Below are 16407 nucleotides of genomic sequence, written 5' to 3' on the forward strand. Positions count from 1 at the left end.
AAACCGGGGAGATTTTCATTCAAATTGCTACTTGTCAATACAAATAATAAATAGAACCCAACAACAAATCAGTCTTTACATGCGGTGATTTTTTAAAGCTATTGAGTAAAATTTTTTCAGAGTAAATTTTATAAAAAACTATCGCTATGAAATCTTTCAATCCAAGTGGTGCATCGGCATTTGAGCTCTATTCCTTCTCCGGAATAGTAGAGGAGAGCGGAAAAAATCTGGAAACAAGAGTAAGCGGAGGCGGAGGCGGGGGCGCAACTTACCAAGGAACAGGCGGCACCGCACCAATTTCAATTACTTCTAAAACTGTAATTCACGATCAACTTTTCCTGACCAGTAAAGAAGGTAAGGAGAAGTCCTTTCAGCTTCAGGATTTCAATTTAGCTTGTCGGAAAGGAAACGAAGTCACTGTCTATTGGGGCATAAAACAAGGAAAAGAAAATGGTCACTACCTCGCTGTGAAAAACCATACCACAGATCAAGCATTCTTTGATGATGGAAAAATAAATTCCATGTTTCTCAATTTATGGATTCAGGCAGTTTTGATTTTGGGTGGTATTGGGATGTTTTTTACAATCCCATACCTGGGATACATAGTAGGAGTAGGTATATTTTTCTATGCTTGGAAAAGATGGAAAACTGCAAAAAATGAAGTCGCTTCCTTCAGGCAAACCCTTAGAAATCTCCCCCCCGGACTGACGCATTGAATTCAACGGAAAGGCAGTATTTTCACTGCTTAAATCCCTCCTTTATGAAAGTTTTTTTTATCAGCCTCGGCCTTTTCTTTTCTTACAGTTTTGTTTTTGCACAGCAAAAAATCTCCACCCGCGAAATGGATCGTATCAACTGGATGGAGTTTGCGGACTTTGTGCCGGGTAAAATAAACACGGTGCTTTTACCCACCGGCACCTTAGAACCGCATGGTGTAATCAACAACGGTGCAGACAACACCGCCCCCTTTGCCATGGCAATAGCCATTGCAGATGAATTGAATGCGATGGTCGCTCCAACCTTAAACTATGGAATCACCGGTTCGATGGCAGCTTATCCCGGGGCGTTCCAGATTTCCGAAGAAGCTTATGCCCCATTCATTCGGGATATTTTGAGAGGATTGGCCAAAAATAAATTCAAAAACATCATCATACTCAATGGACACGGAGGAGGGCAAACCGCTGTATTGCAGAAAGTAGCCGCAGAGGTTGCAAATGAGTTGGGCATTCGAACCCTTGTCATCAATTGGTGGTCCTTTGCCTCGGATATAACATTGGAAGTTTTCAAAGAGGATGGTGGACACGCGGGGCTAAATGAGACGGCATATATTCAGGCAGTCGACCCGACTTTAGTCCATAAGGAGCGTTATAACTCGGATCAGGCAACTGCCTACCCCAAAGCCAATACTTGGTCAGCTGTGCCGTTCCCATCATCAATCGGACTGTACCAGGAAGGTCAAGGATATCCTAATTTCAACCAGGCTCAGGCCGATGAATATTTCAAAAAAGTAAATACAAAAGTCGCTGGGTTTATTAAGGAAATCATTCGGAAATGGGACCTTGCGGGACTCTGATCAATATAGAAAAAGCCCTCTGAATTTGGTTTCAGAGGACTTTGCCATTTATTGAAATTTCCTTAGAAAATCTTAAATCCAACTGATAGCACCCATTGGTTGATTCGGTTGTCAGTCTGGAAGTCTCGAATATTGTCCGTCCATTTGCTTAAACCACCTTCATATCGAGCATCCACAGAAAGATTTCCGAGGTCCAAACCAAGGCCTGCTTGATACCCAAGAGTAGCATTTTTAAACTCGGCATCACTGATTGTACTTCCTGCTTCCTTAAGTTTGGAATTAATATTAAGGCTCGCAATAGGCCCCGCTTGTAACCTGAGTACTTTTAAGAATCGCATCCCCACCATCACCGGAATATCCAGTCGGTTAAATTCAGCTTTGATTTGCTCCCCATCGCTGAGAAATTTCCCACTGGTTTGGGTAAACAGGAGTTCGGGCTGTACAAAAAAGCCGCCACCTCCGATACGTCCGAACACGCCTACATGGTATCCAGTCTGTGACCCTTGAGAAACAAACTGTTTATTCTTAAAATCTACTTCAGTACTGCTCAAACCTGCTTTGATACCAAAGCCACCATTTTGGGAATATCCCGCAAAAACAATCCCACAAAAGAGGATCGCTGAGAAGATGAATTTTTTCATGGTTAAAGGGATTTAGGGTTTAGTTTTCTACTAAACGTCTTTTTTGCAATTCCCCTGCCAATTATGATTTGATTAAAATTGTCTGCCTGCTGTTAATTTTGCAAGCCTATATAAATCGTAAAAATCCATTGGTTTGGGCACAAGGCTGTCAAAGCCATCATTGCATTTCTCCCGAAAATACTCCACATCACCTGCTGTAAAGCCTATTGTAGGAATTCTGCAAGTTTGGGAACTTTCTTTCAAATGCTCTAAAAATTCAACTCCATCCATTACTGGCATCATAATATCTGTCATTATAATGTGAAAAAATGGATCAACCTCAAGATACTGCAAGGCTTCTTTCCCATTGTGAGCGACTACCACCTCATCGTTTGACTTCTCAAAAATCTTTCTGAGAATCAATAGGTGAATGGAATCATCATCAACGAGTAAAACCTTCATGATTTTATGAAATACTTTTTCAAGTATATGAAAAGCATTTGATATTTCAAGCTAAATTCCAAAACCGCCTAAAAACATGAAGGAGCCCTAAGGCCCCTTCATGTTTTTAACTTGTTGGTTTTTCGATTATGCAACTTGTGGTTCCCCAAACAGTCCAATTGTATTTAGAATCAGAAGGATGATTACAATAGGGCAAACCCACTTGATGAAAAACATCCATGCAGCTCTATATGGCCCTTTAAAGTCAGGTGCACCATGGGTCAATTCGTCTGCATAGTCAGATATTTTTTGTCCCCAACCGGTATAAAGCGATAGCATTAAACAAATCACAATCACTGCAAATGTGCCAAAAATAAAGTCCATCGCACCAAAGAATCCGGTAAGTTCATTACCCAAGAAAGTGAAATGAATTTCAGCGAAAATATTTCCCTCAATGGAAGAAAGTGCAGAAGGAATGGAGAGAATCATCGCACCAATCCCTACTGTCCAGGTTGCACGCTTTCTATTCCATTTTCTATCGTCAATCAGGTAAGCCACAGGAACCTCAAGCATGGATATAGTCGAAGTCAAAGCCGCCACCATCAAAAGAATAAAGAAAAGTCCACCGATCAGGTTTCCTCCAGGCATTGCATCAAAAACTTTTGGAAGGACGTCAAAAACTAAAGCCGGCCCTGCCGCAGGGTCTTTTCCCGGTAGCAGTGCAAACAAAGCCGGGAATACCATCAGTCCACCTAATAGTGCTACTGCCGTATCCATACCCGCAATCCAACCTCCGGATTGAATAATATTAGCATCCTTCTGAAGGTAAGAACCAAAGGTGATCATCAAGCCCCAACCTACGGACATAGAGAAAAAGGCTTGGCCCAAAGCCTGTAAAACCACAGTAGCATTGATTTTTGAAAAGTCAGGATAAAGGTAATATTCAATACCAGCCTGCGCACCTTCTAAAGTGACTGATCTACCCGCGATGAAAATGATAATGATAAACAAAATCGGCATCAGGAATTTTGCTGCCTTTTCGATACCTCCCGACACGCCACCCAATACAATCAGAATAGTAACCAGAATAAATACAAATGTTAAGGGAATAACATACATCGGAGTCTGTACAAATTCCTCAAAGTCAACAGGAATATTGATGATTTCCGTAAAAATGTATCCCACAGTCCACCCCGCAATCACAGAATAATAGCTGAATACAAAAAAGCAGACCAATACGCACAAAACACCTGCAGACTGCCATAGCTTGTTTCCCCCTGTATCGCGAATCGCTCCAATAGGGTTCTTTCCAGACCTTCTCCCTAAAGCAATTTCATTGAAGAGCAGGGGAAGCCCAATCAGAAGTACACAGAGAATGTAAACAAACACAAAGGCTCCTCCCCCGTTTTCCCCTGTGAGGTAGGGGAATCTCCAAATATTACCTAGCCCGACTGCAGATCCGGCTGCGGCCATAATAAAACCAAGACTCGAACCAAATTGACCCCGTTCTTCGGTATCTGGAATATTTGCCATAAATATACTTAAAGTTAATAATTGGGTGTGCACTGCTTTTTAAGAGCGGGCTAAGATAATTTGTTTTGACAAAATACCTATTCCCTCTTGGAAAGTTTTGGGTACATAACCCAGCTGTTTTCTTGCCTTTTCGATACTAAAGCCAGTTTTCATCGGCCGCTTGGCAGGTTGAGTAAACAGGGTAGAGTCGGTTTTCTTGATTAAGTCTTTGTTAAGCTCAAAAAAATCAGCAGTCATAATCGCCATTTCATAGGGAGTCAAGAAATCAGAGCCAGAAAGATTGAAAACACCTTCCGCTTTTTGTTCCGCAATGAGAATACATCCAGCTGCCAAATCTTCCGCCAGGGTTGGAGTTCGGATTTGGTCATCCACCACCTGGATTTCCTTCCCGGATTCCAGTGAGGTTTTCACCCAAAGTATAATGTTTGATCTGCTCAAGTCATTGGCAATGCCATAAACCAACACTGTCCGCGCAATTGCCCAGGATGTTTTTGAACTTCGAACCAGATTTTCTCCGATCAATTTGGTCTCCCCATAAAAATTAACCGGGGCAGCTTCTGCCTCTTCATCATAAGGGCCGTCTTTTCCTGAAAAAATAAAATCAGTAGACACAAAAATGAAGTGGGTTTGAATCTTTTCGGCAGCTTGGATCAAATATTCCGTTGCCTTTACATTCAATATCCTACAAGCCTCCTGATTCAATTCGCATTCGTCCACATTGGTCATGGCAGCACCATGGATGATCGTGTCAGGAGTAATTCTTGCTATCACTTCATTAACCTCATCTGAATCAGTAATATCAAGACTTTCGTACTTAAATCCATCACCCTTAAGTCGGCAGGGGCCCTTTCCGGTAGCAATTACTTCAAACTTTCCCCCTTCCACCAATTGCTCTACCAATTTTTGACCCAACAAGCCATTTGCTCCTGTGATCAGAATTTTTGGTTTACTTGATTTCAGGGAAGCGGTAGCCATATTCTTGTGTGATTTTCTTCTTGGATATTCTTTCTATTTTCACCTGCATGTACACTGGTACATTGGGTACTTCGCGCGTGGTCGGTTCCTTCGCGATTTTTTCTACTACATCCATCCCTGCGATCACCTCTCCAAATACCGTATATTCCCGATCCAGGTGCGGCGTACCTCCCATTTTGGCGTACGCTTCGATTTGCTCAGGGGTATAATTCTTTGTCAGGGTCAAATTCAGTGATTTGGCGATTTCATCACGCTTGGAAAGAATCAGCATGGTCAGGCTGTCAAACTGCTGAGCGGCATACAGTCGATTGTATTCTTCTTTGAGTGGTTTTTGGCTTTCTAATTGAACGTATTGAAGAATAGCTTTTTGCAAGGCTGGGAAATCAGTCGTCAGCTCGAGTTCCTCGTACGTCCTTCCCTGCACAATGTAAAACTGCGAGCCATTGCTCGCCTTGGTAGGATTGATGTTGTTTCCCTGCCGTGCTGCAGCGATCATTCCTTTTCTGTGGAAATGATTCGGAAGAATTTCTGCCGGAATTGTAGGCCATTTTTCAGCCGGTAAATTTTCCTTGCCGAAAACATCCCCCCCCTGAACCATGAAATTCTCAATTACCCGATGAAATTGAGTAGAGTCAAATCTTCCAGCTTCTGCCAAAGCGATAAAGTTGTCTTTATGCTTGGGTGTATCGTCAAAAAGAACGGCCTTAATTTCTCCATGCCTTGTAGATATGGTAATCAAATAGTCTTTATTCTTATTCTGTCCACAGGCCAAAGTACTGAACAGCAATAAAATAACAGAAATAAAATGGAATAACTTACTCATTTGTATGATTGTGATTTTTTTATTTCATCCAGAATTTCTTTCCCTCCTGCAGCAAAAACCAATTTGGCGAGTTCTTTTCCCAAATCCTCCGCCTTGGTTTTATCTCCGGAAACTTCAAGAGAAATACGGTTTTGACCATCCAAACTGATGATCCCCCCACACAGACTCAATGTTTCATTTTTCAAAGAAGCCAAAGCAAACACCGGAATACTACATCCCCCTTCCAGAACGCGGAGATATGCCCGCTCGGCTTTCAATCGGGATTCAGTTGCCGGATGATTACAGGCTTGGATGATCTGCTGGCGCAAAGCTGAATCGAGTGACTTAGCCGACTCGATGGCTACTGATCCCTGACCGACTGCTGGGGTAAATTCGTCTAAATCCAATTCTGCCGCAATCATCGAATCATAGCCCATTCGGTGAACACCGGCGTAAGCCAGCAATAATGCATCGCAAAGTCCTTCTTCCATTTTCCGGATTCGAGTCTGCAGGTTTCCGCGGACATCTACAGTTTTCACATGAGGGAAAAAATGCTTCAGCGTAGCGACTCGCCGAGTAGAGGATGTTCCCAAAACCAAGGGCTTGGATGCGTCCTTGATATCGATTCCTGATTTTGCTGAGACTAAAATGTCATTTTCTTTTTCGCGCTCAGTGAAGGCAATAATTTCAAATTCATCCGCCAGTGAGGATTGCATATCTTTTGCAGAGTGAACTGCGACATCTATCCTTCCATCCATCAATTGATCCTCAAGTTCCTGAGTAAAAACGCCCTTGCTTCCAATCTTGGAAATGGAAACGTCCAGTACCTGATCTCCTTTGGTATCAATGACAATAATCTCAGATTGGATGCCTGCATTTTTGAGCAGGTCCTCGACATAGTAGGCTTGCCAAAGTGCCAATTTACTGCCTCTGGTTCCTATTTTTACTTTTCGACTCATTGAGCTTTATTTCTTTTGGAGGACTTTTGATTCACACCTTCTTCCACATATTTTATTATTTCCGCCGCTATATTGATTCCTGTCGCCTGCTCGATCCCTTCCAGTCCCGGCGAGCTGTTGACTTCCAAAATCAATGGGCCACGGTCAGACTGAAGCAGGTCTACACCTGCAACATCCAGTCCGAGAGCTTTTGCAGCATTTAAAGCGGCCTGCTTTTCAGCTCGACTAAGCTTAATCACAGATGCCGCACCTCCACGGTGCAGGTTGGAACGAAACTCTCCCTCTGCTCCTTGACGCTTCATGGCACCTACTACTTTTCCGTTCACTACAAAAGCACGGATGTCTGCCCCTTTGGCTTCTTTGATAAACTCCTGGACAATTATTCTTGCCTTCAGGCCATGGAATGCTTCAACAACTGACTGCGCGGCTTTTTTGGTTTCGGCCAAAACCACTCCCAATCCCTGCGTGCCTTCCAATAATTTGATAATCAAAGGCGCCCCACCCACCTGTTCGATGAGTTGTTTTTCTCCCCCTTTTGAAAAATTGGTAAACGCGGTTTTCGGCATTCCCAAACCTGCTTTGGATAGTATTTGAAGACTTCTCAGCTTATCCCGACTTCGCACAATCGCCTGAGAATTGACAGCAGAAAATGCTCCCATCAACTCAAACTGACGGACAACAGCTGTACCGTAGAAGGTTACAGATGCCCCAATTCTTGGGATTATCGCATCAAATCCTTCAAGTTTTTGTCCCCGATAGATGATCGATGGCCCCTCTTGCTCGATGATCAGGTCACAGAGACTATGATCTACAATCTGAGCTTCGTGTCCGGCATTTTTGATCTCTTCGACGAGGCGACGAGTGGAATATAAATTTGAGTTCCTCGAAAGGACGGCAATCTTCATTATTTCTTACGGTAAGCTTTGGATAGGTTTACTTTGTTCACATCCACCAGAAATTTGTCCTGAAGGATTTTTCTTCCAAGCAGGATGGAATTTTTCATGCTGGATCGATCCGAAAGCGTAAACTCTGCTGAGAAAGTTTCCCCGGCAATTTTGATTTTAGTCACGATCAGAAAGCGTGTTTCTGCCTGACCGAAGGAATTTTTTACTTTTTTTTGTTTGTATTCTTCAAAAGATAGGGTCTTGCCTGTGAAATCTTTGTGACCCGGCATAAGTATCTCAAATTTCAACACTTTTTTACCGTCCTCCTCCACCTCCCGGATCGATTCGGCGTGAAGGCTGCTGGTGAAAGCTCCGGTATCTATTTTTGCCCAAACGGACTTGAGTCCCACTTTTGGAAGCGATATTTTCTCCTTTCGACCAATTATCTTTTTTTCCATCACCTTACTTTTTCTTTGACATCATGACCAAAAGGGTCATTGAAAGATCAGTGAAAATCATCTTTGCATTTCCATTTCGTTCGAGATGATAATGTGCCTGATTGAACGAATCGTAGAGTTTCATGGCATGATCCTCAGTGAGGACATTTTTGCTGATCTTATCGATAAAATCCCGATCTACTTCTGTGGTACGCAGTAGCTGATCCAGATCCAGATTTTTAAGTAAAATCTCGCGAGTGACCGCAAGTCCTGTCATCATGAGGGATTTCTGTGCCTCCTTGGGTTCCTTATGAAACTTATCCGCCAAATCAAAAATTTCTTTAAGATCCTTCGCCACACAAAGCCGAAACCAATCCCGAATCTGCGTGACTTGCAAATCTTCAACTTGGTCTATCATACGGTAAGCTTCACGAAGATTTCCATCAGCAAGCATAGCCACCTGTTCGGCAGTTTTGCTTTCGCAAAGTCCGGTCTCCACCAAATGCAATCCAATTTCCTCGTCGGTAAATGCGCGCACCAAAATCTTCTGTGTTCGGGAAAGAATCGTAGTCAGCAACTGATCTGCTTGGGAGCTCACCAACATGAAGATGGTTTTTGCGGGTGGTTCTTCAATGATTTTAAGCAAGGCATTGGCGGCAGAAGGATGAAGAAACTCCGGCGCCCAAATCAACATGATTTTGTAGCCACCCTCAAAAGACATTAACGAAAGCGCCTGGATAATCTTGCGGGCAGAAGCTTTGGATATGTTCAGTTGCTTTTTTTCAAACCCATTGAAATAAATGAAGTCATGGACATTTCCATAAGGGTGCGATCCGGCAAATTTTCTCCAACTGGTTAATACATCCGTTTTCTCCTCATCTTCTTCATCCTCTTTTTCCTTTGCGATGACCGGAAAAGCAAAATTCAAATCCGGCATCACCAATCTTTTCATCCGCTGACAGGACGAACAAACTCCACAGGAATCTGTCTCCGTTCGGTTTTCACAATACAAAAATGTCGCTAAAGCCAGCGCCAGAGTCAAATTGGCCGAACCCTCCGGTCCATGAAAAAGGAGTGCATGCGCCAAGTGATTGGTCTTGACGGCATTGATAAGTTTTTCTTTTGTTTCCGGTAGGCCGGGGATTTCTGCAAACTGCATAGAGGAGTCGATCAGGAATTTTTATCCCAAATTCTATAGCTTTTGGTCAAATCAAATACTCGTTCAATTATTTCTTTTTCGACTTGGCTCCATTCTTTCCCCCTTCTTCCAAAAACTGCCTTCGCAGTCTCGTCAAACTTCGGAAGTGAAAAGGTGGAAAATCCGGCTGCTCCACCCCAAGAAAAGGAGGGAATGAAATTTCTGGGAAATCCATCACCGAAAATATTGGACCCGACGCCTACTACTGTACCGGTATTGAACATGGTGTTGATCCCGCACTTCGAATGGTCTCCCATCATAAGGCCGCAAAACTGCAAACCGGTATTGGAAAAACCACCTTTGGTATAGTCCCAAAGTTTGACCGGCGCATAGTTGTTTTTCAGATTGGAGGTATTGGTATCCGCACCCAAGTTACACCATTCACCGATGACTGAGTTACCTAGAAATCCATCGTGGCCTTTGTTGGCATAGCCAAAGAAAACCGCATTGGATATCTCTCCTCCCACTTTTGAAAAAGGCCCGACAGTCGTGTCTCCTCTTAACTTCGCCCCCATGTTCACGGTCGATCCCTCGCAAAGCGCAAATGGGCCACGGATTAACGCTCCTTCCTGGATTTCGGCGTTTTTACCAATATAAATCGGCCCAGCTTCGGCATTGAGGACAGCCGCTTTGACTTTTGCGCCTTCTTCAAGAAAAATATTATCGGAAGCATAGAGTATCGTATGGGGATCATTGATCGGCTGTGAAGTTCTTCCTGTTGTCAAAAGGGCAAAGTCTTTTTTTATTTCAGAGGCATTGAATTGAAAAATATTCCATGATTTCTGAATTAAAGTCGGCTCCTTTTCAATTTGGATTACATCTTTATCCATCGCAAAACCAAGATTTTTCTCGGTTTCTCCAATGTAGGTCGCCAAAAGTGTTTTTCCCCAAAAAAGCGCCTGATTGGGGCCAAGCTTTCTCAAAATAGTAAACGAAAAATCCTCAGGAAGCCAAGCGCCATTGATTGCCAATGCCGGCTCGGTATTTCTTGGAAATTTGGTCTGCAAATACTCTTGAGTCAGATAAAAAACCTCCGCAGAAGTGTATTTATGCCATTTCTCAGAAATTTTAAGGATTCCTACCCGAATATCTGCCACAGGACGGGTAAAAGTAAATGGCAGAAGAGATCCCCGGATTGCAGGGTCGTCAAACAATAAAATTTGATTCATAGGGCAAAAATAAAAAAGTCTCCCGGAATCCATGCCCCGGGAGACTTTTTCGGCGATCGCCGAAGCAAATTACTTCTTTGCGTATCTTTTGTTGAATTTTTCAACTCTACCTGCAGTATCAAGAAGCATCTTCTTGCCTGTGTAGAACGGATGGGATTCTGAACTTACTTCAATTTTGAATACCGGGTAAGTTTTTCCGTCTGTCCATTCAGTAGTTTCGCTAGTCTCAATAGTGGACTTAGTCAAAAACTTGAACTCGCTGGACGTATCGTGAAATACAACGTCTCTGTAATTAGGATGAATGTCTTTTTTCATGTGATTATAAATTGTTTCTAACTGCCACAAGAAATCTTGCTCTGAAAATGAACTTTCCACTTGAGGATGCCCACCTAATGCTTGATTTCATGATAAAGCAAGTTTTCTATTGCCTTTTCGAAATGAGGCACAAAGATATCCTTAAAATAAATCTGACCAAATGTTTCCCAAGGATTATTTCTCCTAATTCCCTGAATTTCTCTTGAAAAGAAGCTGGCAGATCTACAAAAGCGAAATTTAATTATTCAAACTCCTAGTTATTATTCTTTAGGTCACCCCGTTTGATCGACCGAATAAACTGAGACCATGCAAATGGATCCAGGATTCGAAGGGGTCTGGGGCCGTAGAGGTCTTGATTTTGGAGCATTTGCCCTTGTTGGAAATATCGAAAATTCTCTGCTCCGGAGGCCGGCATTGACTCTGCCCATCGCAGCAGCATTTCAGGACTCATGTTGGATCTGCTGATGGACATGGGATCGACCACATTCATGGCAATGACTGCTTTTTTGAATTCCTCCTCTGTAGGGTAGGGCATTACTTCGATTTCTGCTAAAGCAATTTCATCAATTTGCATCGTTAAAATCAAACTGATTCGGTCATTATCCACTTTATCAGGCACTTTGAAGGATTGTTTTTTCAATCCTATAAAAGTGAATATCACACTGTCACCCTCTAATACGGGCATCGAAAAATACCCAAAACGACCACTGGAGGTTCCTCTCCCCTTCTTTGGAACATAAATATTCACGCCAGGGACTGCGTCAGTGCTGTCTGCATTCAAAATGATACCTGAGAGCTGAATGACTTTTCGCTCTTGCTGATCTTGAGCAAAAGTTTGCGCTGAATTGAGAAGGATTCCCATAGCAATAATCACTACGGAAGGAAGAAGCTGAGTTATTTTCACGAATATTGAATCTGGTGATAGCTTCAAGAAGCTTTTGCGATTTTAATCTAATTTCGGTTGAAATTTTATTTTCGATCCGATTTAATACGTTAAAACTTACTAATGAGACTCAAAAATATCAGTTTAAACTATGGATTGCGAATTTTTAAGGCACTTTCCGAGGAGCCTCGCGTTAGAATCATCCATTTATTGCTGCTAAACAGGGAATTGAGTATCTCAGACTTGGAGCATATTCTTGATTTTACCCAAACAAAAACCAGCCGCCACCTTATATACTTAAAAAATGCAGGATTGTTGGGCAGCCGGAGAGTGGATCAATGGATGTTCTATTACATCTTGGAAGAATATATCGAAATCATTCAGCAGATTTTCAAGTTTATTCAGAAAGATCCCAGTCTTATCCGCGATCAGGAGACCCTCGAGATCTTGAAATCAAACCGGGAACTGGCGATCAACAAAATCCAAAACAATCTATATAGACGCTGATTTTCTCTTGAAAACTTACCAACACCTTTTCTTTGACTTAGACCACACCCTGTGGGATTACGATCGAAATGTCGCCGAATCGCTTTCTGAACTGTACCAAATCTATGGACTTCAAGACATGGGTATTCCAACTTTTGAAAGATTTTTTGAGGCCTTTCATGATATCAACTTCCAACTCTGGGATTGGTATAATGTCGGAAAAATCGATAAACACGATTTGAGAAAAACACGCTTTCCGAGAATTTTCGCCAAGGCTGGTGGACAAGTAAATGCCATTCCGAAAGAATTCGAAGAGGACTTTATGCATAGAACGTCCTCCAAACCCCATGTCTTTCCCTATTCCAAAGAGATTCTTACTTACCTCAAAGAAAAATACAGGATTCACATCATCACCAATGGATTCAATGAATCTCAATCAAAGAAAATGCAATCTTCGGGCTTGGATGTTTTCTTTGAGTTGATCGTGACCTCAGAAACAACAGGACATAAAAAGCCCGATCCGAGGATTTTTCACTATGCTATGAAGCAACTTTCCACTCGCTCTGAAAATTGCTTAATGATCGGGGACAATCCCAATTCAGACATTTTAGGCGCGCAAAACGCCTTCATTGATCAGGTCTTTTTTAATCCGGACAAAAAAGAAATCCAACTTCTTCCTACCTATACGATCGCCCACCTTCGCGAATTAGAAGACCTTTTGTAAGCAAGCCACCGCCCTTTTGGGAGCGATCCTTTATCTTTGACACATCAGAAACCAAATAAACTCCAAATATCATGTTAAAAGGATTTTTCAATGTACCCATGCCACTCAATGAGCCGGTAAAATCCTACGCACCGGGTAGCCCGGAGCGAAAAGAACTTCAAAAAGCCCTTGCAGCGGCTCGATCCAATCAAATCGACATACCGATGTACATCGGCAGTGAGGAAGTGAGAACGGGAAATACCCATCCCATGTCACCCCCGCACGACCACAAGCATATTTTGGGGCACTTTCACGAAGGAGACAGTTCCCACGTGGAGCAGGCAATCAATGCGGCTTTGGGAGCCAAAGAAGCTTGGGAAAATCTGGCTTGGGAACAGCGCGCTGCTATTTTTCTAAAGGCTGCTGATCTTTTAGCCGGTCCATATCGCGCAAAAATCAATGCAGCTACCATGCTTGGTCAGTCAAAAAATGCCATGCAGGCGGAAATTGATGCGGCTTGTGAATTCATCGACTTTCTTCGGTTCAATGTAAAATACATGTGCGAAATCTACGCACAACAACCGCCTGTCTCCGGAAATGGGGTTTGGAATCGATTGGAGCAGCGGCCTTTAGAGGGATTTGTGTTTGCCTTGACTCCGTTCAACTTTACTGCCATAGCAGGTAATCTTCCCGCCTCGGCAGCCATGATGGGAAATACCGTTGTCTGGAAGCCTGCTTACACTCAGATCTATTCTGCCAGTGTGCTCATGGAAGTATTCAAAGAAGCCGGAGTGCCTGATGGCGTGATCAACCTAATCTACGTAGATGGACCAACGGCAGGGGATATCATTTTTAAACATCGCGATTTTGCAGGAATCCACTTTACAGGCTCAACCGGTGTATTTCAGCACATTTGGAAAACCATCGGCGCTAATATCAACAACTACAAATCTTACCCAAGAATCGTCGGCGAGACTGGCGGAAAAGACTTTGTCTTAGCGCACAAATCAGCAAATGCGAAAGCTGTCGCGGTCGGTTTGGTTCGGGGTGCATTCGAATATCAAGGCCAAAAATGCTCCGCGGCTTCTCGTGCCTACATTCCTTCCAATATTTGGGAAGATGTCAAGAAATATATGATCGAGGACCTAGACTCCATGAAAATGGGAGGGACAGAAGACTTTACCAACTTTATCAATGCCGTAATTGACGAGAAGTCTTTTGATAAAATCGCCAAGTACATTGAAGATGCAAAAAAAGCACCCGGAGTTGAAATCATTGCCGGAGGAAGCTTTGATAAGTCAAAAGGGTATTTTATCAAACCGACAGTCATTCTTACCCAAGATCCGATGTACACGACTATGTGCGAGGAGATTTTCGGACCTGTATTGACTATTTATGTCTACCATGAGGAGCACTTTGAAACAGTCCTTGAACTGGTAGATCAAACGTCCCCATACGCCTTGACTGGTGCTATTTTCTCTCAAGATCGCTATGCCATCGAACTGGCTACCACCAAACTCAGAAACGCAGCAGGCAACTTCTACATCAATGACAAGCCAACAGGGGCTGTAGTAGGTCAGCAGCCATTTGGAGGAGCAAGAGCGTCCGGAACCAATGACAAGGCCGGATCGATGATCAACTTACTGAGATGGGTCTCTCCAAGAACGATCAAAGAAACCTTTGTGTCTCCTGAAGATTACCGATACCCATTCTTGGGGAATGATTAAGAATGTCAAAAGCCTCGATCTTCTCAATTGGGGCTTTTTTTATCATTATTCTGCTTAAAACTTCATAGCGCAGGATTTTTAATCCTTTAGAATCTATAAATTGCTTTAAACAAACCCCAGCAACTTGTGAAACTCGGCGCTTTTTCCATCAGCCTTTCTGTAAAAAACCTACAGGTATCCAAAGAATTCTATGAGCATCTTGGATTTAAGGTTTTTGCCGGAGGCGAGGAAATGAACTATCTGATCATGAAAAACGAGGACAGTTTGATCGGACTTTTTAACGGAATGTTCGAAAAAAATATCCTGACTTTTAATCCGGGTTGGGATCAAAATGCCGGCAATCTTGATTCCTTTGATGATGTCCGAAGTATTCAGACGCAATTAAAGGCGCAAGGAATTCCCTTGGCCCAAGAAGTCGATCCCGCTAGTATGGGCCCGGGAAGTATTCTGTTTTTTGACCCGGATGGGAATACAATCCTAATTGATCAACATGTTTAAGAATAGGTGATTTTTTTTCGGACAACTTTCCCATATTTGGAGAGAGTTATGAAAATCACCCCACCCATTTTCTTAATAACTTGGATTTCGTTTATTTTTCTCTCACCGGTATCTGCACAGGATAACCAATCTGTCTATGCATTTCCATTTCACATGGATTATAGGTGGATTGTATTTGAGGGACTTATGAATGGAGTCCAGACCGATTTCGTATTTGATACGGGAACGAGCTTGGGTATGGCTAACAGTCTCAGCGAATCAAAGGGAAGAATAACCACAACAGGGAAAAAAATGAAAATCCTGGATGTGAATAATGAGGTCAAAAATGTGGATCTCGGAAAAAGTGATGTCATTCAGATCGGTGGCTTTCAATTCAAAAATGTATTCAGCCTGATCAATGACATGGATCTTATGTATTGCAAGGATACCTATCTTTTGGGTTCCGATATCATAAGCCAGTTGAATTGGGAAATCGATTTCGAAAAGCAAGTGATCAAAGTTTCAAAAAAACCATTTCCCATACAGGATTCTGATTTAGTATTTAAGGTCGGATATTTAGATCAAAGGCCCTTCACCAGTTTACAAATTATGGATCTGGCCTATGAGCGCTTGACTTTAATTGATTTTGGCTACACCGGAGTTCTGGACATTCCAAGCGTCAACAAAAACATCCAGAGTTTTTTGACTGAAAAGGAGAGAAAGGGTCTTTCTAACCCATTTTTCCGTTATGCATCAGGCGCACTGGGTTCAAATTCTTTTCCTTCCACAACTATCTGGATGGATAGCCTTCGATTGGGGCAAAACTACCTTCCAAAAATCCCGGTAGATTTTGAAGACAAGACGAAGACCAAAATTGGTTTAGAATTTTTTAAAACCCTCAGCTCAAAAACCATCATCAACAATTCCAAATCAACGTATGCTTTACAACTTAGGGAGCACCCTGAATTTGAAAAAAGCAATGGCATAGCTGTTTCTTTTGAAGATGGGAAATTTTTTCTCAAAGGAAAGCCTATAGGACTCACACCGCAGGACTCCCTTATTGAAGTAGAAGAGGAAATCCTAAGCATCAATGGGTTCAAAGCAGCAGATTTTGAAAATAATTGCCAATTTCTGGATTGGTATATTTCCCTGAGACCTCTTGATATCCAAATCACCAAATTGGATGGCACCCAATTAATTTTTCCAAAAATTGTCCTAAACTAAC

General features: G+C 42.5%; 19 protein-coding genes. 7 read left to right on the plus strand and 12 right to left on the minus strand.

All coding sequences use genetic code 11. From position 1 onward, the window contains the following. The first annotated feature begins 146 nt into the window (after nt 1–146). A complete protein-coding gene (locus BLQ81_RS07040) occupies nt 147–716 on the plus strand; it encodes a hypothetical protein (RefSeq protein WP_092729249.1) in 570 nt (189 codons plus the stop codon). A gap of 44 nt (nt 717–760) precedes the next feature. Then, nucleotides 761–1573: a creatininase family protein gene (locus BLQ81_RS07045; RefSeq protein ID WP_092729250.1), complete on the plus strand. Its 813-nt coding sequence runs from the start codon at nt 761–763 to the stop codon at nt 1571–1573. 62 nt (nt 1574–1635) lie between these two features. Here BLQ81_RS07045 and BLQ81_RS07050 read toward each other — a convergent pair whose 3' ends face one another. The 12 genes from BLQ81_RS07050 to BLQ81_RS07105 form a co-directional block, all read right to left on the minus strand. Further along, complete coding sequence (locus tag BLQ81_RS07050) at nt 1636–2214, minus strand: outer membrane beta-barrel protein (RefSeq protein WP_092729251.1); 579 nt, start codon at nt 2212–2214, stop codon at nt 1636–1638. Between the two features lie 72 nt (nt 2215–2286). Then, entirely contained in the window at nt 2287–2655 is a 369-nt protein-coding gene (locus BLQ81_RS07055) for a response regulator (RefSeq protein ID WP_092729252.1), read from the minus strand. Between the two features lie 126 nt (nt 2656–2781). Beyond that, nucleotides 2782–4167 carry a sodium-dependent transporter gene (locus tag BLQ81_RS07060; protein WP_092729253.1) on the minus strand — a complete coding sequence of 462 codons (1386 nt, stop codon included), beginning with the start codon at nt 4165–4167 and terminating at the stop codon, nt 2782–2784. Between the two features lie 39 nt (nt 4168–4206). Next, nucleotides 4207–5142 carry an SDR family oxidoreductase gene (locus BLQ81_RS07065; protein ID WP_092729254.1) on the minus strand — a complete coding sequence of 312 codons (936 nt, stop codon included), beginning with the start codon at nt 5140–5142 and terminating at the stop codon, nt 4207–4209. Continuing rightward, on the minus strand, nt 5114–5965 hold the full coding sequence (locus BLQ81_RS07070; protein WP_092729255.1) for a peptidylprolyl isomerase: 852 nt from the start codon (nt 5963–5965) through the stop codon (nt 5114–5116). Before BLQ81_RS07070 ends, BLQ81_RS07065 begins: the two co-directional genes overlap by 29 nt. Continuing rightward, the gene (hemC, locus tag BLQ81_RS07075; protein WP_092729256.1) at nt 5962–6903 is read right to left on the minus strand and encodes a hydroxymethylbilane synthase; all 942 of its coding nucleotides are present in this window, start codon (nt 6901–6903) and stop codon (nt 5962–5964) included. Before hemC ends, BLQ81_RS07070 begins: the two co-directional genes overlap by 4 nt. Continuing rightward, entirely contained in the window at nt 6900–7808 is a 909-nt protein-coding gene (gene rimK, locus BLQ81_RS07080; RefSeq protein ID WP_092729257.1) for a 30S ribosomal protein S6--L-glutamate ligase, read from the minus strand. Before rimK ends, hemC begins: the two co-directional genes overlap by 4 nt. Further along, nucleotides 7808–8245: an ATP-dependent zinc protease family protein gene (locus tag BLQ81_RS07085; protein ID WP_092729258.1), complete on the minus strand. Its 438-nt coding sequence runs from the start codon at nt 8243–8245 to the stop codon at nt 7808–7810. Before BLQ81_RS07085 ends, rimK begins: the two co-directional genes overlap by 1 nt. 4 nt (nt 8246–8249) lie before the next feature. Beyond that, nucleotides 8250–9383 (minus strand): DNA polymerase III subunit, encoded by a 1134-nt coding sequence (locus BLQ81_RS07090; RefSeq protein WP_092729259.1) that lies wholly within the window; start codon nt 9381–9383, stop codon nt 8250–8252. Between the two features lie 11 nt (nt 9384–9394). Next, nucleotides 9395–10591 (minus strand): GlmU family protein, encoded by a 1197-nt coding sequence (locus BLQ81_RS07095; protein ID WP_092729347.1) that lies wholly within the window; start codon nt 10589–10591, stop codon nt 9395–9397. A gap of 69 nt (nt 10592–10660) precedes the next feature. Continuing rightward, on the minus strand, nt 10661–10906 hold the full coding sequence (locus tag BLQ81_RS07100) for a type B 50S ribosomal protein L31 (protein ID WP_092729260.1): 246 nt from the start codon (nt 10904–10906) through the stop codon (nt 10661–10663). A gap of 253 nt (nt 10907–11159) precedes the next feature. After that, the gene (locus BLQ81_RS07105) at nt 11160–11768 is read right to left on the minus strand and encodes a carboxypeptidase-like regulatory domain-containing protein (RefSeq protein ID WP_092729261.1); all 609 of its coding nucleotides are present in this window, start codon (nt 11766–11768) and stop codon (nt 11160–11162) included. Between the two features lie 144 nt (nt 11769–11912). Between BLQ81_RS07105 and BLQ81_RS07110 the strand changes: the two genes are divergently transcribed. From BLQ81_RS07110 to BLQ81_RS07130, 5 genes are all read left to right on the plus strand, one after another. After that, nucleotides 11913–12296 (plus strand): ArsR/SmtB family transcription factor, encoded by a 384-nt coding sequence (locus tag BLQ81_RS07110; RefSeq protein WP_092729262.1) that lies wholly within the window; start codon nt 11913–11915, stop codon nt 12294–12296. Between the two features lie 7 nt (nt 12297–12303). Beyond that, nucleotides 12304–12999 carry a YjjG family noncanonical pyrimidine nucleotidase gene (locus BLQ81_RS07115; protein WP_092729263.1) on the plus strand — a complete coding sequence of 232 codons (696 nt, stop codon included), beginning with the start codon at nt 12304–12306 and terminating at the stop codon, nt 12997–12999. A gap of 71 nt (nt 13000–13070) precedes the next feature. Further along, nucleotides 13071–14705, plus strand: coding sequence for an L-glutamate gamma-semialdehyde dehydrogenase (gene pruA / locus BLQ81_RS07120; RefSeq protein WP_092729264.1), 1635 nt, complete (start codon nt 13071–13073; stop codon nt 14703–14705). 126 nt (nt 14706–14831) lie between these two features. Beyond that, a complete protein-coding gene (locus tag BLQ81_RS07125; RefSeq protein ID WP_092729265.1) occupies nt 14832–15203 on the plus strand; it encodes a VOC family protein in 372 nt (123 codons plus the stop codon). 48 nt (nt 15204–15251) lie between these two features. Beyond that, nucleotides 15252–16406, plus strand: a complete 1155-nt coding sequence (locus BLQ81_RS07130; protein ID WP_092729266.1) for an aspartyl protease family protein — start codon at nt 15252–15254, stop codon at nt 16404–16406. The last annotated feature ends 1 nt before the right edge of the window (nt 16407 follow it).

Source organism: Algoriphagus alkaliphilus, assembly GCF_900103735.1.
GTDB lineage: Bacteria > Bacteroidota > Bacteroidia > Cytophagales > Cyclobacteriaceae > Algoriphagus > Algoriphagus alkaliphilus.

Bases quoted from the DNA above. Each gene is read 5' to 3' on its own strand.
- BLQ81_RS07110 (WP_092729262.1), top strand. From the start codon at position 11,913: ATGAGACTCAAAAATATCAGTTTAAACTATGGATTGCGAATTTTTAAG.
- BLQ81_RS07055 (WP_092729252.1), bottom strand. From the start codon at position 2,655: ATGAAGGTTTTACTCGTTGATGATGATTCCATTCACCTATTGATTCTC.
- hemC (WP_092729256.1), bottom strand. From the start codon at position 6,903: ATGAGTCGAAAAGTAAAAATAGGAACCAGAGGCAGTAAATTGGCACTT.
- BLQ81_RS07085 (WP_092729258.1), bottom strand. From the start codon at position 8,245: ATGGAAAAAAAGATAATTGGTCGAAAGGAGAAAATATCGCTTCCAAAA.
- BLQ81_RS07050 (WP_092729251.1), bottom strand. From the start codon at position 2,214: ATGAAAAAATTCATCTTCTCAGCGATCCTCTTTTGTGGGATTGTTTTT.
- BLQ81_RS07040 (WP_092729249.1), top strand. From the start codon at position 147: ATGAAATCTTTCAATCCAAGTGGTGCATCGGCATTTGAGCTCTATTCC.
- BLQ81_RS07045 (WP_092729250.1), top strand. From the start codon at position 761: ATGAAAGTTTTTTTTATCAGCCTCGGCCTTTTCTTTTCTTACAGTTTT.
- BLQ81_RS07090 (WP_092729259.1), bottom strand. From the start codon at position 9,383: ATGCAGTTTGCAGAAATCCCCGGCCTACCGGAAACAAAAGAAAAACTT.
- BLQ81_RS07060 (WP_092729253.1), bottom strand. From the start codon at position 4,167: ATGGCAAATATTCCAGATACCGAAGAACGGGGTCAATTTGGTTCGAGT.
- BLQ81_RS07105 (WP_092729261.1), bottom strand. From the start codon at position 11,768: ATGGGAATCCTTCTCAATTCAGCGCAAACTTTTGCTCAAGATCAGCAA.
- pruA (WP_092729264.1), top strand. From the start codon at position 13,071: ATGTTAAAAGGATTTTTCAATGTACCCATGCCACTCAATGAGCCGGTA.
- BLQ81_RS07065 (WP_092729254.1), bottom strand. From the start codon at position 5,142: ATGGCTACCGCTTCCCTGAAATCAAGTAAACCAAAAATTCTGATCACA.
- BLQ81_RS07070 (WP_092729255.1), bottom strand. From the start codon at position 5,965: ATGAGTAAGTTATTCCATTTTATTTCTGTTATTTTATTGCTGTTCAGT.
- BLQ81_RS07095 (WP_092729347.1), bottom strand. From the start codon at position 10,591: ATGAATCAAATTTTATTGTTTGACGACCCTGCAATCCGGGGATCTCTT.
- BLQ81_RS07100 (WP_092729260.1), bottom strand. From the start codon at position 10,906: ATGAAAAAAGACATTCATCCTAATTACAGAGACGTTGTATTTCACGAT.
- rimK (WP_092729257.1), bottom strand. From the start codon at position 7,808: ATGAAGATTGCCGTCCTTTCGAGGAACTCAAATTTATATTCCACTCGT.
- BLQ81_RS07130 (WP_092729266.1), top strand. From the start codon at position 15,252: ATGAAAATCACCCCACCCATTTTCTTAATAACTTGGATTTCGTTTATT.